This is a genomic window from Epilithonimonas zeae (assembly GCF_023278365.1).
Classification (GTDB): Bacteria; Bacteroidota; Bacteroidia; order Flavobacteriales; family Weeksellaceae; genus Epilithonimonas; species Epilithonimonas zeae_A.
In genome coordinates, this window is record NZ_CP075338.1 from 2,172,972 (window position 1) to 2,198,474 (window position 25,503).

Annotated in this window: 26 protein-coding genes and 3 tRNA genes; 19 read left to right on the forward strand and 10 right to left on the reverse strand. The window is 34.2% G+C overall.

Annotation, left to right across the window (positions count from 1 at the left end; genetic code table 11):
• Positions 1-30: 30 nt before the first annotated feature.
• The 10 genes from KI430_RS09635 (at position 31) to KI430_RS09680 (ending at position 7,627) form a co-directional block, all read left to right on the forward strand.
• Positions 31-588: a DUF6759 domain-containing protein gene (locus KI430_RS09635; protein WP_248874309.1), complete on the forward strand. Its 558-nt coding sequence runs from the start codon at positions 31-33 to the stop codon at positions 586-588.
• Positions 589-604: 16 nt separating this feature from the next.
• Complete coding sequence (locus KI430_RS09640; RefSeq protein WP_248874311.1) at positions 605-1,375, forward strand: hypothetical protein; 771 nt, start codon at positions 605-607, stop codon at positions 1,373-1,375.
• A 76-nt stretch (positions 1,376-1,451) separates the two neighbouring features.
• Positions 1,452-2,066, forward strand: coding sequence for a deoxynucleoside kinase (locus KI430_RS09645; protein ID WP_248874312.1), 615 nt, complete (start codon positions 1,452-1,454; stop codon positions 2,064-2,066).
• Between the two features lie 69 nt (positions 2,067-2,135).
• Complete coding sequence (locus tag KI430_RS09650; RefSeq protein ID WP_248874314.1) at positions 2,136-2,486, forward strand: arsenate reductase family protein; 351 nt, start codon at positions 2,136-2,138, stop codon at positions 2,484-2,486.
• Between the two features lie 155 nt (positions 2,487-2,641).
• Positions 2,642-2,890, forward strand: coding sequence for a 50S ribosomal protein L28 (gene rpmB / locus KI430_RS09655; protein WP_074232948.1), 249 nt, complete (start codon positions 2,642-2,644; stop codon positions 2,888-2,890).
• On the forward strand, positions 2,890-3,072 hold the full coding sequence (rpmG, locus tag KI430_RS09660) for a 50S ribosomal protein L33 (RefSeq protein ID WP_027384735.1): 183 nt from the start codon (positions 2,890-2,892) through the stop codon (positions 3,070-3,072). The genes rpmB and rpmG overlap by 1 nt, the downstream gene beginning before the upstream one ends.
• 19 nt (positions 3,073-3,091) lie before the next feature.
• The gene (locus tag KI430_RS09665) at positions 3,092-3,247 is read left to right on the forward strand and encodes a DUF4295 family protein (protein ID WP_074232947.1); all 156 of its coding nucleotides are present in this window, start codon (positions 3,092-3,094) and stop codon (positions 3,245-3,247) included.
• 107 nt (positions 3,248-3,354) lie between these two features.
• A complete protein-coding gene (gene ftsY / locus KI430_RS09670; RefSeq protein ID WP_248874316.1) occupies positions 3,355-4,308 on the forward strand; it encodes a signal recognition particle-docking protein FtsY in 954 nt (317 codons plus the stop codon).
• Positions 4,309-4,345: 37 nt separating this feature from the next.
• Positions 4,346-4,603 carry a GlsB/YeaQ/YmgE family stress response membrane protein gene (locus KI430_RS09675; protein ID WP_248874318.1) on the forward strand — a complete coding sequence of 86 codons (258 nt, stop codon included), beginning with the start codon at positions 4,346-4,348 and terminating at the stop codon, positions 4,601-4,603.
• A 123-nt stretch (positions 4,604-4,726) separates the two neighbouring features.
• Positions 4,727-7,627 carry a reprolysin-like metallopeptidase gene (locus KI430_RS09680; RefSeq protein WP_248874320.1) on the forward strand — a complete coding sequence of 967 codons (2,901 nt, stop codon included), beginning with the start codon at positions 4,727-4,729 and terminating at the stop codon, positions 7,625-7,627.
• A 66-nt stretch (positions 7,628-7,693) separates the two neighbouring features.
• Here the strand turns inward: KI430_RS09680 and coaE are convergent, their stop codons facing one another.
• The 6 genes from coaE to KI430_RS09710 form a co-directional block, all read right to left on the reverse strand.
• Positions 7,694-8,275: a dephospho-CoA kinase gene (coaE, locus tag KI430_RS09685; RefSeq protein WP_248878294.1), complete on the reverse strand. Its 582-nt coding sequence runs from the start codon at positions 8,273-8,275 to the stop codon at positions 7,694-7,696.
• 52 nt (positions 8,276-8,327) lie between these two features.
• Positions 8,328-9,194, reverse strand: coding sequence for an MBL fold metallo-hydrolase (locus KI430_RS09690; protein WP_248874322.1), 867 nt, complete (start codon positions 9,192-9,194; stop codon positions 8,328-8,330).
• A gap of 29 nt (positions 9,195-9,223) precedes the next feature.
• Positions 9,224-9,841, reverse strand: a complete 618-nt coding sequence (locus KI430_RS09695; protein ID WP_248874324.1) for an FMN-binding negative transcriptional regulator — start codon at positions 9,839-9,841, stop codon at positions 9,224-9,226.
• A 28-nt stretch (positions 9,842-9,869) separates the two neighbouring features.
• Positions 9,870-10,892: a Holliday junction branch migration DNA helicase RuvB gene (gene ruvB, locus KI430_RS09700; protein ID WP_248874326.1), complete on the reverse strand. Its 1,023-nt coding sequence runs from the start codon at positions 10,890-10,892 to the stop codon at positions 9,870-9,872.
• Positions 10,893-10,933: 41 nt separating this feature from the next.
• Positions 10,934-12,535 (reverse strand): LIC_10190 family membrane protein, encoded by a 1,602-nt coding sequence (locus tag KI430_RS18115; RefSeq protein WP_410744652.1) that lies wholly within the window; start codon positions 12,533-12,535, stop codon positions 10,934-10,936.
• A 61-nt stretch (positions 12,536-12,596) separates the two neighbouring features.
• Positions 12,597-13,136, reverse strand: a complete 540-nt coding sequence (locus tag KI430_RS09710; RefSeq protein ID WP_248874330.1) for a YMGG-like glycine zipper-containing protein — start codon at positions 13,134-13,136, stop codon at positions 12,597-12,599.
• A gap of 213 nt (positions 13,137-13,349) precedes the next feature.
• Here KI430_RS09710 and KI430_RS09715 point away from each other — a divergent pair, with 213 nt between their 5' ends.
• A complete protein-coding gene (locus KI430_RS09715; RefSeq protein WP_248874332.1) occupies positions 13,350-14,279 on the forward strand; it encodes a helix-turn-helix transcriptional regulator in 930 nt (309 codons plus the stop codon).
• 317 nt (positions 14,280-14,596) lie between these two features.
• On the opposite strand, the gene KI430_RS09720 is transcribed toward KI430_RS09715, so the two are convergent.
• Positions 14,597-15,883, reverse strand: coding sequence for an adenylosuccinate synthase (locus tag KI430_RS09720; RefSeq protein ID WP_248874334.1), 1,287 nt, complete (start codon positions 15,881-15,883; stop codon positions 14,597-14,599).
• A gap of 506 nt (positions 15,884-16,389) precedes the next feature.
• Here KI430_RS09720 and asnB point away from each other — a divergent pair.
• Positions 16,390-18,051 (forward strand): asparagine synthase B, encoded by a 1,662-nt coding sequence (asnB, locus tag KI430_RS09725; protein ID WP_248874336.1) that lies wholly within the window; start codon positions 16,390-16,392, stop codon positions 18,049-18,051.
• Positions 18,052-18,207: 156 nt separating this feature from the next.
• On the opposite strand, the gene KI430_RS09730 is transcribed toward asnB, so the two are convergent.
• The 3 genes from KI430_RS09730 to KI430_RS09740 all read right to left on the reverse strand — a co-directional run bounded on the left by KI430_RS09730 (position 18,208) and on the right by KI430_RS09740 (position 21,811).
• Positions 18,208-18,672 carry a hypothetical protein gene (locus KI430_RS09730; RefSeq protein ID WP_074232931.1) on the reverse strand — a complete coding sequence of 155 codons (465 nt, stop codon included), beginning with the start codon at positions 18,670-18,672 and terminating at the stop codon, positions 18,208-18,210.
• On the reverse strand, positions 18,673-19,053 hold the full coding sequence (locus KI430_RS09735; protein WP_074232930.1) for a RidA family protein: 381 nt from the start codon (positions 19,051-19,053) through the stop codon (positions 18,673-18,675).
• A gap of 133 nt (positions 19,054-19,186) precedes the next feature.
• Positions 19,187-21,811 (reverse strand): putative LPS assembly protein LptD, encoded by a 2,625-nt coding sequence (locus KI430_RS09740; RefSeq protein WP_248874338.1) that lies wholly within the window; start codon positions 21,809-21,811, stop codon positions 19,187-19,189.
• A gap of 42 nt (positions 21,812-21,853) precedes the next feature.
• Between KI430_RS09740 and KI430_RS09745 the strand changes: the two genes are divergently transcribed.
• The 7 genes from KI430_RS09745 (at position 21,854) to KI430_RS09775 (ending at position 25,420) form a co-directional block, all read left to right on the forward strand.
• Positions 21,854-23,137, forward strand: a complete 1,284-nt coding sequence (locus KI430_RS09745) for an N-acetylmuramoyl-L-alanine amidase (protein ID WP_248874341.1) — start codon at positions 21,854-21,856, stop codon at positions 23,135-23,137.
• Positions 23,138-23,197: 60 nt separating this feature from the next.
• Positions 23,198-23,269, forward strand: a tRNA-Glu gene (locus KI430_RS09750).
• A 275-nt stretch (positions 23,270-23,544) separates the two neighbouring features.
• Positions 23,545-23,799, forward strand: a complete 255-nt coding sequence (gene rpsT / locus KI430_RS09755) for a 30S ribosomal protein S20 (protein ID WP_074232927.1) — start codon at positions 23,545-23,547, stop codon at positions 23,797-23,799.
• A 10-nt stretch (positions 23,800-23,809) separates the two neighbouring features.
• Positions 23,810-23,881, forward strand: a tRNA-Glu gene (locus KI430_RS09760).
• 105 nt (positions 23,882-23,986) lie between these two features.
• Positions 23,987-24,058: transfer RNA gene (locus KI430_RS09765), tRNA-Glu, on the forward strand.
• 138 nt (positions 24,059-24,196) lie between these two features.
• Positions 24,197-24,814 carry a hypothetical protein gene (locus KI430_RS09770; protein ID WP_248874343.1) on the forward strand — a complete coding sequence of 206 codons (618 nt, stop codon included), beginning with the start codon at positions 24,197-24,199 and terminating at the stop codon, positions 24,812-24,814.
• A gap of 3 nt (positions 24,815-24,817) precedes the next feature.
• Entirely contained in the window at positions 24,818-25,420 is a 603-nt protein-coding gene (locus KI430_RS09775; RefSeq protein WP_248874345.1) for a hypothetical protein, read from the forward strand.
• Positions 25,421-25,503 lie beyond the last annotated feature (83 nt).

A 25,503-nucleotide genomic window follows, 5' to 3' on the forward strand; every position in this document is an offset into this window, starting at 1 on the left:
GTTTCAATTAAAATCAGAATCCTATATATAATGAAGAAGATATTTTTACTTTTGTTTTTTCTAGTTTCTCTTTCCGTTTTCTCACAAAGCGTTTTCGAAGCCAAATCAACCACAGACAGAGCCGTTGTAGAAAATTTCATCCGTAACAATCCTAAGCATCCTGCTGTTCCAGAGTTAAAACAAAGAGCATTATCCCTAAAATATGGAGGGAGTTCCGCAGTGGCTAAGCCAACAGTAACAGCAATGACCGAAAATAAAATCGAGAAAACATCCAAAGTTGGAACAACAGCTGCAAAAGGACAGCCTTCTGAACAAGCAAAAAACACCGCCGCAGTTCTGACAAGTCTTTTCAATAACGACCCTAACAAAAAAGAGGCAATTGTACAGTTTGTCAACAAATCCAAATGTGTTCTTGTCATCAAAATAAGTGGAAAAAAATTCTATAACTTATCCGTTCCGGCCAATGGACAAAATTACATCATGGTAGATAAAGGAAGCTATAACGTTTCTACCTCTATTTGTGACGCTACTTACAACCAGAACAAAGCGTTCACAAAAGATGTTATCATTACATTAAAAGGAAACTAAGCCTTAAAACAACCTATTGAGATTATTATCTTTCATATTAATATTAACTTCGATTCTAACTTTTTCTCAGAAAAAAATTGGATTCGATTCTTTACAATTGAGAGATATTCAAGAAGTTTTAGGAGATGACTACGGCAACATCTATATATATAAGAAGAAAGATTTCAGTCTTACCAAATACGATTCTGTGGGAGCACAACTGGGAAAGTTGTTAATGACTTTTCCATATAAAATCCAAAGTGTTACCAATCCTCTTAATATTGTCATGTTTTCAGAAAATGCTCAGGAAATAAAATTCCTCGATCAAAACCTGAATGAAATCCAGAAAATCAATCTAAGTTCAACTTTCGGTTTTATAAAAGCCGTTTATGCAGAAGATTTACAATTTGCGTGGCTAATAGATGATAGCAACAAAACACTTTTTCAATACAATTTCCGAAGCAATTCTGTAATTAATTCATTCCCTTTCAATATTAACCTTCAGTCTCTGCAGGATTTTTTAGTCTATAATAATAAGGTATATATCCTTAGGGAAAATATTTTAGAAGTTTATAACACCAGAGCTACCCTGCTCTATTCTGCGACTATTATCAATGCCAGAAAACTCCGAAGAAACAATGATGATATTTTGATATTTGAAAACCAAAGTGTCAAAAAATTCGATGGCAAAAACCTGATCGAGATTTTTCAAAATCTCAATGCAAAAATTGTGGATAAAAATAACGCTGGATTTTTGGCACTCATAAAGGACAAACTTTATCTTTACAGACAAATAAATGATAATTGATAAATCATAATTGATTTCGAAGTTTCAGCTTTCAACACTATCATTTATCAACCATAACTTATCAATTATAACGAAAATGCATATCGCTGTTACAGGAAATATTGGCGCCGGAAAAACAACACTAACTACAATGTTATCAAAACATTACAATTGGGAAGCGCAATTTGAAGATGTAGATCACAATCCTTATTTGGATGATTTTTATGGCGATATGTCCAAATGGAGTTTTGCGTTGCAGATTTATTTCTTAGGAAGCAGATTCCGTCAAGTGAAGGAAATCCGTGAAAGTGGAAAAAACGTCATCCAAGACAGAACCATCTATGAGGACGCACATATTTTTGCTGAAAACTTAGCTGAAATGAATTTACTTTCCGAGCGTGATTTTAACAATTATTTATCAGTTTTTACATTGATGAAAGACTTTGTTTCGGCACCGGATTTGCTAATTTATCTTAGAGCAGATGTCCCTACTTTAGTACGACAAATCTCCAAAAGAGGAAGAGAATACGAAGCTGGAATCAGTATAGATTACTTATCAAAACTGAATAACAAATACCAAAGCTGGATAGAAAATTACAAAGAAGGCAAACTTCTTGTTATAGATGTAGACCATCTGGATTTCGTAGAAAGACCTGAAGATTTTGGGTATATTCTGGAAAGAATAGATGCAGAACTGAACGGTTTGTTTTAAATTATTTTTTGGTGAAATAATTTTTGCAATCCGAAAATTACGTTAGCCAAAATTTAACTTTAAAGCATCATGATAAAAGTAATTCATAATAACAGCTGTCCCAAATCCAAAGCTATTCTGGAATATCTGGACGAGAATGATATCAAATTTCAAATCATTGATATTAAGAAAGATCCTTTAAGTTTGTTTGAGCTCAGAACATTATTCAAAAAACTCAATAAACAACCCAGCAGAATTCTAAGACACTCTACAGAATTATTCAAAAAATATTTCTCAGAATCAGAAACTATAAATGATGAGCAAGCCCTTGAAGTCATCGCTCTCAACCCCGAATTAATACAATGTCCTATCCTTATCAAAGGAAAAATTGCAATGCCGGGAAATCCTTTGGAGAATGTCAAATTTTTCATTGAAAACTAATAGCCATCTCAAAATCAAATAATTAGGTTAGTGTTTTTTTTATTCCAGATGTAATATTAATTTTTAAGAATTATTTTTGAAATAATTTGCCTAACTGAAAAATAATCCTTTATTTTGCACTCTCAAATATTCATTAGTCAAAAGAACATCGAGATATGTCAAGAATTTGCCAAATAACAGGTAAGCGTGCAATGGTAGGAAACAATGTTTCCCACGCTAATAACAAAACGAAAAGACGTTTTGAAATTAACTTGCTAGAGAAGAAATTTTTCCTTCCTGAGCAAGAAAAGTCAGTAACCCTTAAGGTTTCTGCTCACGGATTGAGAATCATCAACAAGATTGGTATTGAAGAAGCTATCGAAAGAGCAGCTAGAAACGGATACATTAAAAACACTACTAAGTAATGGCTAAAAAAGGTAACAGAGTTCAGGTAATTCTAGAATGTACTGAGCATAAGGAAAGCGGTGTAGCGGGAATGTCAAGATACATTACTACAAAAAATAAAAAGAACACTACAGAAAGATTGGAGCTTAAAAAATTCAATCCGGTTCTTAAGAAATATACTGTTCACAAAGAAATTAAGTAATTTATAAAAATATTTTACAATGGCAAAGAAAGTAGTAGCAACACTTCAAGGTGGAGCTGGTTCAAAAAAAATGACAAAAGTAATCAAAATGGTTAAGTCTTCTAAATCAGATGCTTACGTTTTTGAAGAAAAAGTAATGAACGCTGACGAAGTTGAAGGATTTTTGAAAAAATAATCCATCACACGAATACAATATAGAAACTACTCTTTTTAGGGTAGTTTTTTTGTTATCTTTGTTTTCGATAATTAGTTAACGATTATCATTAATCATTTATATATCAAATGAGTTGGTTTAAAAAAATATTCAAAAAAGAAGATAAAGAAACGCTTGACAAAGGTTTGGAAAAATCGAGCCAAGGTTTTTTCGATAAAATTTCCAGAGCTGTTGTTGGTAAAAACACAGTAGATGATGAAGTTCTGGATGATTTGGAAGAAGTACTTATCGCATCGGATGTTGGTGCTGAAACTACAATCAAAATCATCAAAAGAATAGAAGACCGCGTTGCAAGAGACAAATACGTTAATGTAAGTGAATTGGACAATATTCTTCGTGAAGAAATCACAGGTCTTCTTTTGGACAATCCTCATTTGGACACAGACAACATCGACACCAGTAAGAAACCTTATGTGATAATGGTTGTTGGCGTGAATGGTGTTGGAAAAACTACAACTATTGGAAAACTGGCTCATCAATTCAAATCTCAAGGGTTGAAAGTAGTTCTGGGCGCTGCCGATACTTTCCGTGCTGCAGCGGTTGACCAATTGGTAATCTGGAGTGAGAGAGTTGGCGTTCCGATTGTAAAACAAGAGATGGGATCCGATCCTGCTTCTGTTGCTTTTGATACCGTTCAGTCCGCGGTTGCTCAAAATGCAGATGTTGTAATAATAGATACTGCAGGAAGATTACATAATAAAATCAATCTAATGAACGAACTTTCTAAAATAAAACGTGTGATGCAAAAGGTACTTCCTGATGCACCTCACGAAGTTTTATTGGTTTTAGATGGTTCTACAGGTCAGAATGCTTTTGAGCAGGCAAAACAATTTACGGCAGCTACAGAAGTAACAGCTTTGGCGGTAACAAAACTAGACGGAACAGCTAAAGGTGGCGTTGTAATAGGTATATCAGACCAGTTTCAGATTCCAGTGAAATATATTGGTGTAGGGGAAAAAATCCAGGATCTTCAGATTTTTAATGGTATGGAATTTGTAAATTCGTTCTTCAAAAAGAGATAACAAATCACATTTATATTAACATTAAAAAATCAAAACTATGGGTATTTTAACTTGGATTATTTTCGGTCTTATTGCCGGAGCAATCGCAAAAGCTATTCATCCAGGAAATGATCCTGGCGGATGGGTTGTAACAATTATTATTGGGATTATAGGCTCATTCCTGGGTGGAGCCATTGGAACTTATGTTCTAGGTTGGGGAGATGTAGATTCTTTCTGGAGTCCTAGAAGTTGGCTATTAGCCATTGGAGGATCTGTTCTTTTACTATTTTTATATAGAATGGTTACCAAGAAATAGTGATATTGATATATTATTATCATTAATAACGAAAATAAAATTAAGCATCAACAATTTTGATGCTTTTTTGTTACCATAAAGTCAAAAAAAACCCATACATTTGATTTCATTAAATTTAAAAGTATGAAGAAAATCTTTACTACTCTTTTTTCATTGGGTTTGATTACAGGTGTATATGCACAGTGGAGTCCTGCATCTATGAAAGGAGAAAAGTTGCGCGACACAAAGGTAACTAACTATTATTCATTAGATCTTGATGCTATAAGATCTCAGTTGGTAAATGCTCAGGAAACAGGAAAAAACAGCAAGGCAGTCATTATCAATTTACCAACCCTAGATGGTAAGATTGAAAGGTTTGCAGTTTATAGCTTACCTGTTGTTGACAAAGCTATGGCTGACCGTTATCAATTAGGCTCCTATACTGGTGTTAAAGTAGATGATCCTACGGTTTATGTGAGATTCAGTATTTCTCCTTATGATTTGCAGGGGATGATGTTCAGAAATGGACAATATGAGTTCATCGAGCCACAAAACAAAGAAAAAACGGTTTACGGTGTTTTTCCAAAAACTAACAAACCGACAGAGGGAAAGGCTTTTGAATGTAAGACATCAGAATCTTTCCTTAGTAAAAAGCAAATGGATGCTTTATCCAAATCAACAGATTTCACACATAGTGTTACCGAGTTCAATAAAGCTAGTGATAAAAAATACAGAACTTACAGATTAGCTATTTCTGTAACGGGAGAATACACACAGTATTTCGGAGGAGTTCCTCAAGCTGCTGCAGCAATCAATGCTACGATGACCAGGGTAAATGGTGTTTTCGAAAAGGACTTTGCTATTCATTTGAATGTTCTTGATCTTCCTCAATTAATTTATACCGACCCAAACACAGATCCATATTCACCGGCTTCTTCGGGAGCATCAGGAGCATGGAATCTTGAGATCCAGCAAACTTTAACTTCTGTTATCGGAAATGCTGCTTACGATATCGGTCACTTATTCGGAAGATCTGGTGGCGGTGGTAGCGCAGGTGATGTTGGCAATGTTTGTAGAAATCCATCCAGTAATTCTGATGAAGAAGCTAAAGGATCAGCATTCACTTCCCCTGGATCAGGTGGACCAGAAGGCGATAATTTCGATATTGATTATGTAGCACACGAGATGGGTCACCAATTTGGAGCTGATCATACTTTCTCACACGGCATCCATTCTGCACCAAATAATACTGCTCATATGGAGCCTGGTTCCGGATCTACAATTATGGGTTATGCAGGAATTACATCTTACGACGTACAAGCCCATTCAGACGCTTACTTCCACGTAAGAAGTATAGAACAAGTTCAAACTTATGTGAATGGTCAAAACTGTGATGTAAGTACAGCTATCACAAACAATCCGCCAGTTGTTGCTACATTAATAAACAGAACAATTCCAAAAGGAACTGCTTTTGTTTTAACAGCTTCAGCAACAGATGCAGAAAACGATCCTATTACTTACACTTGGGAAGAATATGACAGATCCACATCTGCAGTGACATCCGTTACAGGAAACAATACCGCTGGTCCAAAGTTCAGATCTTTAACAGGTTCTGCATTGCCTTATAGATATTTCCCTAAATTAAGCAGTGTCTTGAACGGTACTTTATCCAGCGCATCAGATTGGGAAGCTGTTTCTAACGTAGCAAGAACTATGAATTTTAGAGTTCTTGTAAGAGACAATAATCCTGATGTAAAACAGCAACAGACTCAGATTGGTTCACAAACAATTACTGTAGGTAATGACGGACCTTTCAAAGTGACTGCAACAAAAGTTTACAACAATGCTCCAGGGGCATTTACTTGGGATGTAGCCAACACAGCAGCTGCTCCTTACAGTGTTTCTAATGTTAAAATAGATTATACAACAGATAACGGTGCAAACTGGACTGTTCTATCTGCTTCTACGGCTAATGATGGAACAGAAAACATAAGCTTCGCTGGGATTCCTACAAACTCTGTAGTTACAGTAAGAGTTTCTGCTATTGATAACGTATTCTATGCGGTTGGTAAAGTAACAGTTTCAGCTATGGTAAACTGTGACGGAACAGCACCAGCAGGACTTGCAGCTAGCAGCATTACGCAAACTGGCGCTAAGATCGACTGGGATGCCGTTGCTAATGCAACTTATATCTTGAGATACAAAAAAGCAGCTGACACCAATTGGACAGAGGTAAATAATCTTACAACCAATACTTACACTATTTCTGGACTAACACTTAATACAGCTTATAACGTAAGTGTTGCAACAATCTGCAGCGGAACAGTTGGAACTTATGCAACTGCAGACTTCAGTACAAAAGGAATAGAATATTGTACAGCTGGTGCGACTTCTACAAGTTTTGAAAAGTTATCTAATGTAACTTTTGCAGGCATCAACAACAATTCTACTTCTACTACAGGATATGAAGACTTTACTACTGTTACAGGAAATGTAAATGCGGGACAATCTTATACGTTCTCTTCATCATTTACCGGAACATCATACGCAGATGACCAAGTTTTGGTTTGGATTGATTTTAACCAAGATGGAGACTTTACAGATGCTGGTGAACAAGTTTTGGTAACAAGTAAAAAAACATCACCTTGGACAGGTAATATTACGATTCCTGCAACTGCCTTAGCTGGAAAAACAAGAATGAGAGTTCGTTTACAAGATTCTTCAATCTCACCAAATGCGACTCCTTGTGGTACATCTACTTACGGGCAAGTTGAAGATTATAGTTTAAATATTGCGCAATCATTAGCAGTTACTGATGTTAAGAAAAATAATATCAGCGTTTATCCAAACCCTGCGACAGACGTTATTAACATCTCTAATGTATCTTCTAAAACTAAATTCGAGATCTACTCTGTAGGTGGACAATTGGTAAACCAAGGAACAACAGACGGAAAAGTAAATGTTTCTAAGCTGACAAAAGGTGTTTACATCTTAACTATAGAATCTAACGGAGAGAAATCTCAATCTAAATTCATCAAGAATTAATCAAAAATTCTATCAATAGAAAACCCCGAATAATATTCGGGGTTTTATTTTTTACAAATTAAATTCTTATTTAAGTTCGTCTATAAAAGCTTCTGTTGCCACTTTCAGGCTTTCGAAATCAGAGTTATTATAAATGATATAATCGGCCAATTTACATTTCTCTTTTTCAGGCATTTGCTTTTGCATCACAGCTTCTACTTCTCGATAAGTTTTACCATCTCTATCCATCGTTCTTTTAATTCTGAGATTATCATCTGCCGTAATCAAAAGAGACTTATAACATTGCTGATTTAATTTCAGTTCGAAGAGAAGAGCTGTTTCTTTGAAAACGAATTCAGAATTCTGGGAAGTGACCCAGCTTTCAAAATCAATTCTTACGGCTGGATGAATCAAATGATTTAATTGTTCTAATAGTTCAGAATTATTAAAGACTTTTTCCGCAACATATTTTCTATTATAAATTCCATCAACATAAGCTTCTTTACCCAAAAGCTCAATGATTTTTCCCTTTAAAGCTAAATCTTTGTTGACAATATTTTTCGCCTCATCGTCCGAATAATAAACAGGAAAACCTTTTTCCTCCAATAATTTTGCGACCGATGTTTTTCCGGAACCAATTCCGCCCGTTAATCCAATAATCTTGGGTATGGGAACATCTTCTTCTTGATTTTGATTTATATCTTGTATTTCCATAATTTATTTAATATCCAAAAACTTCATTAAAACTATAAGTCTGATCTAATTTAACACCTCTTTCTGTCATTTTCAAGCTTGCCAATTCGTTATGAGCATCGTGTTCAAAAAACAACAGGTAATCATTGTCCACACATTGTTTCAAAAATTTACCCTTCTCTTCCAATGTCAATAATGGTCTTGTATCGTAACCCATCACATAAACTTGCGGAATATGTCCAGCTGTCGGAATCAAATCTGCTGCAAAAACAATGGTTTTTTCCTGATATTGAAGAACAGGAAGCATTTGTTTTTCCGTGTGTCCATCAACAAAAATAACATCCATTTTCAAATCGGGAGCAAATCCATAATTACCGGTTGTTGGTAATGACAGGAAATTCAGTTGCCCGCTTTCTTCCAAAGGGAAAATATTTTCTTTTAGAAAACTCGCTTTTTCTCTAGGATTAGGTTCAGTAGCCCATTTCCAATGATTTTCATTCGTCCAGAAATTTGCATTTTTGAACGCTGGTCTGTATCCTGATTTATCATCATTCCATTCTACAGCACCACCACAATGATCAAAATGAAGATGTGTCAAAAAAACATCCGTAATATCTTCTCTTACAAATCCGAATTTTTTTAAATTTTTGTCTAATGTATCATCACCCCAAAGTGAGTAATGTCCGAAGAATTTCTCATCTTGTTTATCTCCAAGTCCACAATCAATCAGTATTAATTTTTTACCGTCTTCTACCAATAGAGAACGTGTTCCTAATTCGATGAGGTTTTTTTCGTCAGCTGGATTGGTTTTTTCCCAAAGCGTTTTTGGAACAACGCCGAACATCGCGCCGCCATCAAGTTTAAATTTTCCACATTGGATTGGATAGAGTTTCATAAATATTTTGTTTTTCTTTCATAGAGTTGTTAAATCAAACCTCGATTCTCCGTCATCAACTCTGCAATTTTTTTATCGTTTGCAAAATCTGATTGCCCTAAATTAAGAATAATATTTTCAAAATCACTATCGTTTCTATTTTGACTTAATTTATTTGCTATAAAGATTTCCGTCGGATAAATATTGATCCCGAAAGCACCTTTCATTTCTTTTTTTACAAATTCATCGCCCATATTTTCAACAAACATTGGACATCTCTGAACTTTTTCATATTTGAGAGTAAGCTTTTCCAAATGTTGATAAAGCTCTTCATCCGTCATCACTTTTACTTTTCCACGGATTTGAACCGCTTCATAATTCCAAGTAGAAACATTGGTTTTCTCATACCAAGATGACGAAATGTAAGAATGGGCACCTAAGAAATCACACAAAACCTCATCGCCATCTTTCAAAGTTTTTGCTTGAAAATTGGCTTTAGAAATATGAGTTTCAAGAAAAAAATCTTTTCCCTTTTCATTCAACAAGAACATAGAATGTGTTGCCGATAGTTTTTCTTTATCCGAAATTAAAAGAGCAAAAGCATTTTCACTGATGATTTTCTTCATCAATTCTTGGTCTTCGGATTTATATATTTTTGGAATGAACATTATGATGAATGATTAATTTCGAAAATTATTAAAAAAGCTCTCCCAGATTTTTCGGTCTGGAAATATTCAAATGTTTGTAAGCTTTATCAGTCACTTCTCGTCCTCTCGGAGTTCTAATAATAAAACCTTCCTGAATCAAAAAAGGCTCGTAAACTTCTTCCAAAGTTTCCGGATTCTCTCCAATAGAAGTTGCCAATGCAGAAATCCCGACTGGTTTCCCTCGGAAATTTTCTATCATCACACGCATAATTTTGTTATCCATATCATCTAAGCCGAACTCATCAACGTTGAGAGAATTCAATGCGAATTTTGTGATTTCTATTTCGATTTCTCCATTGCCTTTGATTTCGGCAAAGTCACGAACTCTACGCAAAAGCGCATTCGCAATTCTAGGTGTTCCTCGACTTCTTCTCGCGATTTCGAGCGCTGCATCTTCATAGATTTTCACACCTAAAACACGCGCACTTCTTTCGATAATCATTCCGAGAAGTTCAATCGTATAATATTCCAATCGGCTTTGTATTCCGAATCTTGCGAGCATTGGTTTGGTAAGCATTCCGCTCCTTGTGGTAGCACCAATCAATGTAAATGGATTAAGACCAATTTGTACAGAACGGGCATTGGGACCGGTTTCCAACATAATATCAATCTTATAATCCTCCATTGCAGAATACAGATATTCTTCTACAATTGGAGACAGACGATGGATTTCATCAATGAAAAGAACATCATTTTCTTCAAGATTGGTGAGTAATCCAGCCAAACTTCCTGGTTTATCCAGAACCGGACCCGATGTAATTTTACAGTTAACGCCCAACTCATTGGCAATAATATGCGATAAAGTCGTTTTACCTAATCCTGGTGGACCGTGTAGAAGAACATGATCTAAAGCACTTCCACGATTTTTAGCTGCTGCCACGAAAACCTCAAGGTTATCAAGCGTTTTTCTTTGCCCCGCAAAATCTCTGAAACTCTGCGGTCGGATTTTTTCTTCCTGAATCAAATCGTCATCAGAATAATTGTCTTTATCGGGATGTAAAAAATCGGGCATAACTAAAATTTAGACTCAAAGATAGAGATTTTTTAAAGGAATTATGGTTTGGAACTTTCCAAGTCATTGATAATTTCGTTGAGTTCTATTTTCTCTTTTTCATTTAATTTCTTTTGGATAAATCCATCATCTGAAATCTGCGGAAAAACATTATAATATTGATATGTTTTTAACCAATAAAGTGACATTGCTGGAAATTGAGTTTTATAAATTAAGTCTTTCGTGGTATTAAATTTCAGGTTTCCTAACTGATAGGATTTAGGATTTTCTGATTTGAATTCAGTTGGTTTTATCAATTGCGAAACTTGGAAACCTGACAACCATTTTCCCATATGAAATTTGGCTTTTACAAAACCCGGCAAACTGAAAATGATGGAAATAAAAATGGATAAAAAGACAGAAACAAAGACCGTTTTTTCTTCGGAAATATTTTTGAAAATCAGAAATATCACAATTAAATAGACATCAATAAAAAATCGATATTGTGCTGAGAAGACAATTATCAAAATGAATTTAAATAAAATGGAAATAAAAAGTAATAAGTAGAATTTTTCTTTTCTGCTAAAAGCTAAAAATCCTAAAATGAAAACACTTAATATAATTGCGAAATTGAAAACTGATTTCAATCCAATCGTAAACCAATGATAAATTCTTTCCCAGAGATTAAAATCTATAATCTGCTGGTAAGAATAATGCATATCATAAGATTTCATCAATCCAATTTGTGAGGAATAAGTCAAAATCTCCTGACTCGGCTTCCAAGGCAAATTAAAATCAAAAGCTGAAACAGGAAAAACAGGAAATCCGAAAAGCCAGATATTTTTGAAAACAAATAAACTTCCAAAAGCCAAAATTGGAATCAACATTTGAAATTTGAAATTTCTTTGGTAAATACTTTCTAAAACAATCAGCAATGGTAACCAAAACATTGTCGGCTTGATACAAAATACAAATATTGAAATGTATAAAAGTACTTTTCTGTTGGTATTATTTAATAATTCATTCAGAACAATTAAAGAAATTATAAATGTTGGTAAATCCGGGCTTGGTTGCTGAATAAAAATTAAAAAAAATGGAATAAAAAGAAACAAAAGCCATTGTCTTCTTTCATAGGTATATATCAAAAATAAGATTAACAAATAAACATTAACTCTCAGAAATTCATCAGTTAAATTTGAAAACCCTGCTTGATAAAGGTGCCAAAAGGATGATTGACTTAAAAGCAAGTCGACGTTTGCAATACCTTTGATGAAACCAATTTCTCTGATAAATGTAACGGTTGGAATATAATAACTGTAATGATCATAAAGGTAAGACGAAAAAGACCCGACAAAAAAAACTAATACTATAAAAAAGTAAAACCAAAAATTGATATTTTTCCTGAATTCAAAGTAAGTAAATTCTTTTTCTTTTAAAAATAATAGGAAACCAAAAACTCCGGAAATTAAAAATGTAATTTCTATATAAAAATTCAATGGTAAGAAAAAAGCCAAGATTGTTTGTAAAAATGTAACGCTTAGAATTCCTAAAAGAGAAATGATTGTAAAACTCTGATTTTTGATTTTTAGAAGTTTACCCGCAATAATTCCATTACCAAAATTGATAAAGAGAAAGATGAGTATAGTTTTGAGAATTATAAGCATAAAAAAGATTGCTTACCAAAAATAAGCAATCTTTCCGTGTTAAAATATATATGAAGAAAATTTACTTCTGTACTCGCCCGGTTTTTCTGTCATTGGCTCTACCAATTGTATAACCAGTTGCACCACCCGCTACACCACCAATTACGGCTCCCAAACCAGGATTTTTCTTAGAAATAATAGCTCCAGCTGCCGCTCCACCAACCGTACCAATAACCGTACCTTTTGCCGCACTACTCCAGCCTTTTTTCTGTGTTGCTGTAGTTCCAGCTGAACTTGAGGAACCTGAAGACGAAGAATTAGAGGCCACGCTTCCTGAGGAAGATGAAGAGCTACTTCTTCTGGAACTTTTTCTGGCAACACGATTAGCTTCAGCTTTTCTCTCAGCTTCTTTCTCCTCTTCCACTTTATTTAGGCTATCTTTTTGTCTTTCGAAATTAATTTTTTCTTTCTCTATGGCCAACTTCTGTTTTTCAATATCAATTTGTCTCGCTTGATAATCTAACTTTTGTTGCTCCAAAGAAGCAGCTTGTACTTTTTCATCTTTATTACAAGATGATAACAATAAAATTATACTCGCTCCTGTTAAAAATAAATTTTTCATAACTTTTTATTTTTTCACAAATTGTGAATTACAATTAAACCAATTTCAATTATGATTCCAAAATAGATTACAAATTGTTAAAAATTGTTAATTATATTTATTATCAGGAGTTTAAATGTTATAAATTTTCTGCATAAATTTGATTCCAACTTTAATATGACACTTAATTTATATTAAAAGTCTTATTTAAAATCATAAAGCCTACAAAGAATTATGAACTATATAGCTTCCATATTAGCTAAAAAAAGAGACCTTGCAAAAAATGAAATGGAATACGAGAAAAGTATTCTGTTTGATGTTTACACATTTGTTTTGGTATTCCTTTTATTATGCAATGTGGTTATTAACATCCTTCTTTTTCGTCCTGTCAATTGTATAATTTTTGGAAGCTTTACTATTTTTATGTTATGTACATTATTTTGGCCGGACAGAATCAGGTTCAATCCAAAACTTCTGATGTTGCTTTTCCTTTTCTTAGGAATAATGATTTTTTATTTCGACACCATTTCCGGAGAAGGCTGTATGAACTATTTATCGTATGTTTCTTTAACCATTGCAGTAGCCTTTTTTTTCGATTATATTAGAGACCGATGGATTATATTCTTTTTGATTTTGTCCTATCTACTTTGGTTTTTAATTAATGTTACGACAGATTATTATCTCAGTAGATTTTATGATCAAAATTTGTCTCCTATAGAAGAATGGTATGTTAGAATCTATAAAATCATAGAAATTTCTTTTTGCACCTTTGTCGGGATGTATTTCATTTACAGGAAAGAACGATTTCTAGTAAAATACTATATAGAAAAAGAAAAACTAAATGCGATAATTCAGAAAACAGATAAAATTAATTTTTCCGGAGAATTATATGAATTGGCGATGAGTAAAAATTCTCTATTCATCACTTATTTCAAATCCCAGTTTCCCGATTTTTTTGATAATATTTTAGGTGCTACACCCAATCTTATTTCGTCTGAATTAGAAATTTGCGCATTATTAAAATTAAATCTTACCACCAAAGAGATCGCTATCGCAACCAATTCTACAGTAAAAGCAATAGAAAATAAGAAGTATCGCATCCGTAGAAAGCTAGATTTGAGCACAGAAACGGATATTAATCTCTATATTATAAATAATTTTTAAAATTTTATTTACAAATAAAGACACCTGATTATTAAATAATTAGCAAAATTATTAATGATTAGATACACTGTGAGTATATGTGGGCGAACGATTATCGGTCAAATATTTTCTACTGAATTATAGAAGCCATATTATTGTACTATAAAAACACAGAAAAACAAAAAACACAAATTTTCACAAAACACAAATGCTTGAAAATAACTACGATTTTCAGACTTGATCAGAAATATTAATATTTCTTTTCGAAACACAAATGATGAAAAAAACCGGAATATTAACTATTCCGGTTTTGTATTTATGTTGAAGAAAATTATATTTTAAAATAATTCTTTTCTAATAATATTCTGAGAACGTTCTGGTCCTACTGAAACCAAATAAACATTAATCCCTAAATGCTCCTCTATGAATTCGATATATTTTTTCGCATTCAAAGGAAGTTCATCATAAGTTCTTGCATTGGTAATATCTTCATCCCAGCCTTCCAATTCTTCATAGATTGGTTCGTAGTCATATAATTTAGTCGTAGAAGAAGTAAAATAATCGATGATTTTCCCGTCTTCTGTTTTATATTTCGTAGCGATTTTCAAAGGATGGATTCCTGTAAGAACGTCCAACTTGGTAATTACCAAATTATTAATTCCATTAATCATACAAGCGTGCTTAAGAGAAACCAAGTCTAACCAACCAGTTCTTCTTGGTCTTCCTGTTGTAGCCCCAAACTCGAAACCAATTTGTCTGATTTTCTCTCCTAACTCATTATCCAATTCTGTTGGAAAAGGCCCGTTTCCAACTCTTGTTGTATAAGCTTTTGCAACACCAATTAGATTTTGCAATGCCGTTGGAGGAACACCTGCGCCTGTACAAACACCACCTGTAGAAGGCGAAGATGAAGTTACAAACGGATAAGTTCCGAAATCGATATCTAACATCAAAGCTTGAGCACCTTCAAACAAAATATTTTTACCATCCTGGATCGCTTCATTGATTTCCAATTCTGTATCAACAATTCTATCTTTCAGTCTTTCTCCCAAAGCTAAAAACTCCTGATAAATTTCTTCAACATCCAAACCTGGCTTTTCAAAATATTTTTCAAAAAGGGAATTCTTTACCTTTAAATTTTTCTCGATTTTTTCTCTTAGAACTTCAGGATTCAAAAGATCAATCATTCTGATTCCGACTCTAGCGATTTTATCTTCATAACAAGGACCAATTCCTTTTTTGGTAGTTCCAATCTGGGTTCCGCCTTGTTCTTCTTCTCTATAAGTATCTAGTAAAATGTGATAAGGCATTATCACGTGCGCTCTTCTGCTGATGAAAACGTGATCCGTTTTCAAGCCTTTGCTCTCTATCTGCTCGATTTCTTTAATGAAAGCCTTTGGGTTTACAACCACACCGTTAGCAATGATACACTTCCCTTTACATTGCAAAACGCCTGAAGGCAAAAGGTGCAGAACAAATTTTTCTTCTCCAACATAAACGGTATGACCAGCATTATCACCACCCTGGAAACGGACAACATAGTCTGATTTGGCTGATAAAACATCCGTTATTTTTCCTTTCCCTTCATCTCCATACTGGAGACCTACAACTACGTAAGTTGACATATTTTTTACTTTTTTTAGATTATTTACAAAGTTATACTATATATATGGCTTAGCAAAATCAAAGAAAATAAAAAACCCTCTTACTATGAATAAGAGGGCAAAAACACAAATGATGAAAAAAATTATAAATGCATCGCTGCATCTACAATACAATTTTCGGTACAAAAATCGTACAATTTTTACAATTTCCAATAAAAAAAGAAAACTTTATTTCAAAAAATTAATTATATTTTAATATTAGGTTAAATTAAATAAAAATATAAACTTACTTATACATATTATATATTTTTATCAACTCAAATCTATCAATTCGAAAGAACAATAATATATTAAATAAAAAATCAATCAGAACTCTATCATTATTTAAAAAAAACGAAAAAATATCCTAAAAATAAAAATAAATAAGAAATATTTAAATCTAAATTAAAAAATAGTTTTAATTTTAAATCAGCAAATATACTTTTGCTATATAATTTTAATTAAAACCGAAATAAATATTATAAAAGATGTGCGGAATTGTATGTGTATTTGATACAAAACAAAAGAATGAAGTTATAAGACCTCAAATATTAGAAATGTCTAAAAAAATTAGACACCGTGGTCCGGATTGGTCAGGAATCTACCAGCACGACAATGTGATTTTCTCTCACGAGAGACTGGCTATTGTAGATCCTACTTCCGGAAAACAACCATTATTTACAAAAGATAAAAAAGTTGCATTAGCAGTCAACGGCGAGATATATAATCATCAGGAATTGAGATCAGAATTTCCTGATTACGAGTTTTTGACTCAATCTGATTGTGAAGTTATTTTAGCTTTATACAGAAGAGAAGGAAAAAATTTCCTGGAAAAACTGAACGGAATTTTCGCTTTCGCCCTATATGATGAAGAAAATGACGCTTACCTCATCGGAAGAGACCATATGGGAATTGTTCCTTTATATATGGGTTGGGACAAGAACGGTAGTTTCTACGTAGCTTCTGAATTGAAGTCCTTGGAAGGTGTTTGTAATAAAATAGAAGAATTCCTGCCAGGTCATTTTCTTTATAGCAAAGATGGGCAGGAATTACAGCAATGGTACAAAAGAGACTGGACAGACTTTGACAATGTAAAAGATAACGAAACCGATATAGCTGCCATTAGAAAAGGACTGGAAGATGCGGTTCACAGACAACTGATGAGCGATGTTCCTTATGGTGTTTTACTTTCCGGTGGTTTGGACTCTTCTATTATCGCGGCTGTAACTGCAAAATTTGCAAGACAAAGAATAGAAAGTGGTGACACTCAGGAAGCTTGGTATCCAAGATTACACAGTTTTGCTGTAGGTTTGGAAGGTTCGCCTGATTTGACAGCTGCGAGAAAAGCAGCAGATCATATCGGTTCTGTTCACCACGAAATCAAATATACTGTTCAGGAAGGCTTGGATGCGATAAAAGATGTGATCTATCATTTGGAGACTTATGATGTTACCACCATCAGAGCTTCTACTCCAATGTATCTTTTAGCCAGAGTAATCAAATCTATGGGGATAAAAATGGTGCTTTCAGGCGAAGGTTCGGACGAATTATTCGGAGGTTATTTGTATTTCCACAAAGCGCCTTCTGCTCAAGCTTTCCACGAAGAAACTGTTAGAAAATTAGGAAAACTTCATCTTTACGATTGCTTAAGAGCCAACAAATCGCTGATGGCTTGGGGAATCGAGGGCAGAGTTCCTTTTCTTGACAAAGAATTTATGGATGTAGCGATGACCATCAATCCAAAAGATAAAATGGTAACACCCGAAAGAATGGAAAAATGGGTTCTTAGAAAAGCTTATGAAGATATTTTACCTGAAAGTATTGCGTGGAGACAGAAAGAGCAGTTCAGTGATGGTGTTGGTTATTCCTGGATTGATACTTTGAAACAAGTAGCAGAAGATGAAGTGACGGATGAAATGATGGCAAATGCGAAATTCAGATTCCCGATTAACGTTCCGATGAGCAAAGAAGAATACAGATACAGAACGATTTTCGAAAGTCACTTCCCAAGTGATTCTGCAGCAAGTTGTGTGCCTTCTGTCCCTTCTGTGGCTTGTTCTACGCCTGTTGCTTTGGAATGGGATGAAGCTTTCAAAAAAATGAACGATCCAAGCGGAAGAGCAGTGAAAGTTCACGAGACGGCTTATTAGAAATTATTTAAACTAACTATACTAACTACAAAGGAAAACCACAAGCCTAGGCTTGTGGTTTTTTGTTTATTGTAATTTAATTAAACCTTAAGATAATAAACACTCAACAAACTTTATATAATAATCTTAAAAAAACGGATAAAGAAAACCACAAACTTAAGCTTGTGGTTTTTGATTTTTTAATTGTAATTGTTTGGCTCGTTTTTTCCGTCTGTTGGAAATGACTTCTGTTATTTTTCCGCCAATCCAGGAGAATGGGAAGAAAATCAGGAAGATGGATATTTTGTAAAAAACAGGATGGTAAGGATAAATAATAATATCCAGCATCGCAATGAACAACATGATGAAGCCTATCAAAATAGCATAAGCTACTTTGGCATATTTCACAATCATTGCGGTTACCACACCACCGAAGGTCACGCCCAATCCACCAAAAAACAAAAGTGCTATATAAAAAGAATCTTTGCCTTGGACAGACTGCAAGAGCAATTCCCAATGACTAAAAGGTGCAAACTGCTTATAGGTGATCCACGAGGAGTCTATCTTTACCCCAAGTGTGATAATGAGAGCGGCTACCGTAAGACCAGCCAAAACACCTAATGTATTCCTAAGAAAGTTCATCTAGTCTTTGTAAGCAATCATAGAGATTTCTACATCCACATTTTTTGGAAGACAAGACACCTGCACGGTTTCTCTCGCCGGAAATTGATCATTATTAAAATAAGAAGCATAGATCTCATTTACTACTGCAAAATCATCCATATTTTTAAGAAAGATAGAAGCTTTCACAGCATTATCAAAATTCATATCAGCGGCTGTCAAAATCGCTTTCAGGTTTTTCATCACCTGGTGTGTTTCCTTATCAATACCTTCTACCAGCTTTCCAGTTTCCGGATCTACAGGAATCTGACCAGAGATATACAAGGTTCCGTTGACTAAAGTTGCTTGCGAGTAAGGTCCGATAGCAGCCGGAGCGTCTGATGTATGAATGATTGTTTTCATTTCGAGAGTTAAATTTTTACAAAACTATATAAATTAGATGGAAGTTGGAAGCCGGAGGTGAGAAGATTTCCTGATTATGATTAAATAATTTGCAAATGCGACTCTTCTAACTTCAGTTTTTATTTTTCGTTTTTTAAAAAGTACTGTTAGGTTGTGTGAAACTTCTTTCTTTATATTTCACCGCATCTTTCAGGATATTGGCTTTGATTCCGATAAAGAAATCATAGACTTTGTACTGTCCAAAAGGCACCCAATTGAAGGTAATGGTAAAACTACGCTGATCTCTGGAAAACCCAAGTCTTGTGTATCCCAGCTCTTTCCTTTCTATATCATAGTTTGTACTTCCGTTGATATTCCAATAAGGTGTCAGCTTTATACTACCATCCAAACCAAGGGATGCAACTTTGGTACCTAAACGGGAAAGACCTCTTGTGTAGGAATAATTGGCATTCACATTCAGTGTCCAGGTTGGCGAGTAATGGGAATAATTATCATCATCAAAGAAATAATTCTCGTTCCGTATTTCACCTTTCTTTTTATACTTTTTGGAGCCTTCTTCCTTCTTACCAAAAATGGCTTCACTCATCGGGTAAGATAATTGAACATTAATTCCTTGTAAACTGAAATGTCCAAAATTTTCTGTTCTTACACCAACGTCACTTCCTTCGGTAAATACAATTTCATAAGGTTCAATTGTCATACTGGAGTTGACATTCAATTTATTATTAAAGAATGACGACTGCGCACTAACACTGAAAACTGACCATTTATATTTTTCTGCCGCAAAGTTATACCCTCCGGAAATATTAAGATTTTCAAAAATCTTCACTTTTTTTACACCAGTAGAATCTGTTTTGGACTTCACCTTCATCTCCAAATTATTTGAGATATTGAAACCCATAGTTTGCTGAAGTCCGGAAGCTGGCGCACCATAAATCCCACCTTCGAAGATAGAATAAGCTGTCATCTCTCCTCTGGCATTAGAATAATTTTTATAATAACCCCAACTTCTCTCACCGAAATCCGGAGAATAAGAAAAGCTCATACTCGGTGTTATCATATGACGGATTGCTACAATCGGAGAATTTTTGTTGAAGTTTTTCTGACCATACAAAACCGTCTGCAAACTTGCACTTGTGGAAAATGTAGAATAACCAGCAACATTACTTTTATAATTATCCTCCACCAAGTTCGTCAACGGATTGTATCTTTTCTCGAGAGTTTTTGTCGTTAAAACATTATCTGCATTAGCCGATAAAGTAAATGTGAAATATTTGGCTAATGTTGTGTTGGTAGAAAGTGAAAGATTGTTTTTCGCACCCGTTTTCAGGTCTTTCCACATTTCCTGCTTGAAAAGCTTGTCTTCTGTAGTTGTCACATAATTACTCAATGCAAAACCAGTGTTCACGTTGATGTTTTCCAACAATCCGGTTCTTACGCCTGTTTTTGGTTTGAAAAGATAGAACTGGTTAACCGCAATCGTCATATCCGGCAAACGCAAATCTGTAAGACCTGTAGCAAAGTTCTGGTTATAAGCCATACTCGCACTGATGGTCACCGGAAGATTCAGGAATCTTTTGGTAACGTTTACCCTCGATGTTTGTGTTGTGTTCAGAACATTACCGTTGAAAATATAATTGTTGTTAACCGTATTATTATAAAACTTACTGCTCACAACATCCACACTGGCGTTGAAAGTAAAATATGGATTAGCTTTAGAATCCTGAGAATGTCGCCACGCAATTCGGAAAGTTTTGGTTTTAGAATAATCATCTAAACCTTTGATGCCACGAACCGTATAACCGTAATCCGCCGCGAAATTTCCAGAGTAGCGGTATTTTTTGAGATAATTAAGTTCAGGCTTCAAATTCCAGCTTCCTTTGGTGTATAAATCTGAAAGGATTTTCAAATCAAAGTGATCGCCAATAGGCTGGTAATATCCCAAACCATTCAGAAAGAAACCAACATCCTGCCTTTCTCCAAAACTCGGAATCAAAATCCCTGCGGATCTTTTATCAGAAAAAGGAAGAATTGCAAATGGCATAATCAAAGGTGTAGGGACTTGTTCTATGTACATTTGGATGGGACCGGTTACAATCTGCGAACTGTTTTTACCCTTCAAAAGTTTGATGATACGGGCAGACATATGATAATCCGGCAACGAATCTTTTTTCTTCAGAAAGTATTCATCCGTAGTGTACATCCCTCTGCTCATCACAAAAACAGAGTCATTATATTTCTTGGTTTTTTGTGCTACGATAACACCTTCACTCTCTTCCGTTCTGGCGTTGAAAGCTATGGCTTGTTTGGTTTTGATATTATAAATTACCTCGTTGTACTCATATTTTTTACCTGCTTGTGTAGCAATAGCTGGTTTTATAATCTTGCCCTTTTCATCCTGCTCTCCCCTTGCATAGATTTTCCCGGTTTCCCATTCGAATCTGATATAATCTGCATCGATTTGCATATCCTGATAGATAATCTGGGCATTCTTATAAAGAGAGGTTTGCTTGTTGGTAATGGAAGAAGTATTTCGCTTTTCAGCCTTCATTTTTACGATACCTTCCAACTCTTCTTTAGGAAGAATAGTATCTTTTTTCTTTACACCTAAGGAATCTTTGGTTATATTTATAGAGTCACGAATACCACTTTTTCCATCAACATTTTTAGGCACAGTTTGTGATAAAATATTGTTAAAAATTAGGATATTTAAAATTAGTAATATACTTTTGAAAATACTTCGAGCCAATGCAGTCATTCTGAAATTGGGTTCAAAATTAATTAAATTTTAAAGATTAAAATGACCAGCTTCAAATTTTATAATAAAATTTTCTTTCTGTTAACATTTTTTATCGGTTTTAGCAGTATTTATTCACAAAAAAAATTCACTATTGTTCTGGATGCAGGGCACGGTGGAAGCGATATAGGCGCTAATAGATATTATAGCGACATTGGAACTGTTCAAGAAAAAAACGTAACTCTGGGAATCGTTTTGAAACTGGGGAAAATGTTAGAAAAAAATAAGGATTACAAAGTCATCTATACGAGAAAAATAGACGAATATCCTTCTTTAACTACAAGAACAACGCTTGCTAACAGAAGCAAAGCCGACCTTTTCATATCTGTTCACGTCAACTCATCTCCGAGTAAAAGTGCCACAGCTCAAGGAACAGAAACCTTCGTCCAAGGTCCTAATCAAAACAAAGCGAATCTGGATGTTGCAAAAGCAGAAAATGACGTAATTTTCTTAGATGAAAAAGATAGAGAAAACTTCGCATCTTATAATCCAAGTTCTCCGGAATCCTTAATTGCCCTTAAAATTCAGCAAAGCAAATATCTTGAGGCAAGTCTTATCATTGGTGGCTTGGTTGAAGAGAATTTTGTAAAAAAAGATAAAAGAATGTCCCGAGGTGTAAAACAAGAAAACTTACACGTTCTAAGAATGAATGCGATGCCATCTATTCTTATAGAAACCGGATTTGTTAATAATTACGATGACGCTCATTATATTTCAACAGAAGACGGTCAGCAAGCCATTGCCGAAAGTATCTTCAATGCTATTACAAGTTACAAAAAACTTGTAGATAGAAACGTAAAAGAACCTGAGCCGGAAAAACCTGTAGAGCAACCTCTTAAAAACGACTTCAGAATATTATTGATGAGCACACCATCCAGATATACAGAAGATGATCCTGCTCTAAAAGGTTTAAAATACATCTTACCAATTAAAGAAGGCGGATTCTATAAATATTACTATGGAACTACAAACTATGCTTCGGTAAAAGATACCAATCTTAAAACTGCCAGAGATGCCGGATTTAGAAATTCTATGGCCATCAGCTTTGTTCCTAATCAAGCTTTAGGAATGGGTTATTATACTATAGAAGTATATGCCGGAAAAGATAAGTTAGATTCTAAATCTCATATATTGAAGTCTCTTCCAGATATTGTAAGAAATAAAGAGAATGGTATTTTCTATTATACCAACGGTAAGTACAGAACTTTGGAAGACGCTGTAAAATCTCAGAAAGATTTGGAAAGTAAAGGAATCTCCAATACCGTCATCGAGAAAAAATTGAAATAGATAAAAACGATTTGCAAAAAGTAGAGAGTTTCTCTACTTTTGCAGACCGTAAAAAGGAATGGCCTATTCGTCTAGTGGTTAGGACTCAAGATTTTCTTTCTTGCAACAGCGGTTCGATTCCCCTATAGGCTACTTTTGAAAATTAAAATGAAAGTTATTTTAGAATAGCTTTCATTTTTTTTATCTGAAAATCACGATTTTAAAAAAACATCAAAAAAAATATTTTGAATTTTAAAAAAAATCTATACTTTTGCACCGCCTTAGAGGAGAAAAAGATAAGATATACAATCTTAATCATTCAAAAACGATTTTAAATCACAATAACTTCTAAGCAAAATAAAATTTAATTTTAAAAAAGTTTGCAAATTAAAAAATAGTTTTTATCTTTGCACCCACATTTGAACGATATGGCAAATCATAAATCAGCATTAAAGAGAATTAGACAAAACGAAGTAAGAAGACTTCGTAACAGATACTACCACAAAACTGCAAGAACAGCTTTGAAAGCGTTGAGAAACGAAGAAAACAAGGCAGCAGCAGTTGAGCAGTTACCTAAAGTTATCTCTTTATTGGATAAATTAGCTAAGAAGAACATTATTCACAAGAATAAAGCTTCTAACTTAAAAAGTAAATTAACTAAACACGTAAACGGTTTAGCTTAATATAAAGCTTGGCCCGTTCGTCTATCGGTTAGGACCTCAGGTTTTCATCCTGGTAAGAGGGGTTCGATTCCCCTACGGGCTACTTAAAATACCTTCCTTAATTTTTCTGGAGGTATTTTTTTTAAAACATTTAAAATCTGTATTTTTTATTTAGAATATTACAGATAAACAAAAGAAAAATTAACTAGGCCCGTTCGTCTATCGGTTAGGACCTCAGGTTTTCATCCTGGTAAGAGGGGTTCGATTCCCCTACGGGCTACTTAAAAACCTTCAGAAATATCTGAAGGTTTTTGTTTTCTATCTATTCAATCCAAATCTTATCTATACAATCTGCTCGTTTGTCTATTTTTGTTTTGATTAATTATAGAGATTCTTACCTTTGGCAAAAAAAATACATATGTATATTATTATTGCTATCGGCTTAGTCGTACTGACATTGTTTCTTATCAACTCAAAATTATTTGATGGATTACGGACAAGAAAAACCAGAAGTTTCGAATTTTTCATTTCTTTGATTTCAACCTTTACAGGTTTCTTTATTGCGTTAAGTCTTAATACTATTTTGTCTGACATCAATCAAAAGAAAAATCTGGTGAAGGTCTTGGATGCAACTAATCTCTCTTTGGAAAATAGTGAAATGAAAACGCAAGGAATGTATCTGAACGCTGCTAAAAAAGGCGCAGACATCAATGAAATCATTCAGTATGCGCCGGTTGAGATTCCAAAACTGTATACTAATCTGGAAACAAATTCTCTTGTTAGCGATTATTTTCTGTCGAATGCTTTTCAGGCATACATTTTGTGTAACGACAATCTGCAAACTTTTGTAAAAAGCGCTAATGCAAGCAATGCAACATCAGAAAAGAAAATCCTGATTTTAGAAAAGTATCTGGCTTATCTCAATCTGGCAAAGCAAATCAATACATTAGAAATAAAAAGATTGAATGGAGACATTTCTCAGTCCGATGAAGACCAAGAGTTGCAAAAATTAACTCAACAAATAAAGAACAATTAACAAATGAAAAAAACACTTTTGACACTGGCTCTAGCAGGTATTGTGATGACGGCCAACAGTTGTAAAAAAAATGACGATTCTACAACAAAGATAGATTTCACCCAATCTTATGAAGATGCAGCTTTAGCATTGTCTAACGCTCAGAAAAATTACGAAGCGGCTTTGGCAACTAATGATCCAGTAAAAATAGAAGCAGCTAAGAAAGAATTACAGGCAGCACAGCAAAAATATGTAGAAAGTAAAAATACTTATGTTGCAGAAGGCGGAACTGTAAAACCTGAGTACGAAAACTATCTGACAACTTCTACCCAAGCATTAGGAGCAAAGGCTTCTGAAGCGATTGGAAACGTTGTGAAGGGTTCAGACAGCATCATCAGCGGAACGGTTGCCAATGCTGTAGAAAACAAAACTACCGAGGTTAAAAACAAGCTGAATGCTGAAAAGACGAAGATTACAGATGAAACTAAAAAAACAGTTGCTGATGTAAAGGCTTCTGCCAATAAAACCAAAGAAGATTTCAAAAAGTCTGCTGAAGAGACTAAAAAATCAGCGAATGAAGAAATTGATAAGGCAAAGCAAAGTCTTAACAATCTTTTGAATAAATAATTACACCAAATCAAACACTATATTTCAAAAAGCCCTCAGAAATTTCTGGGGATTTTTTACTTTTACATTAATTATTGAAAAGC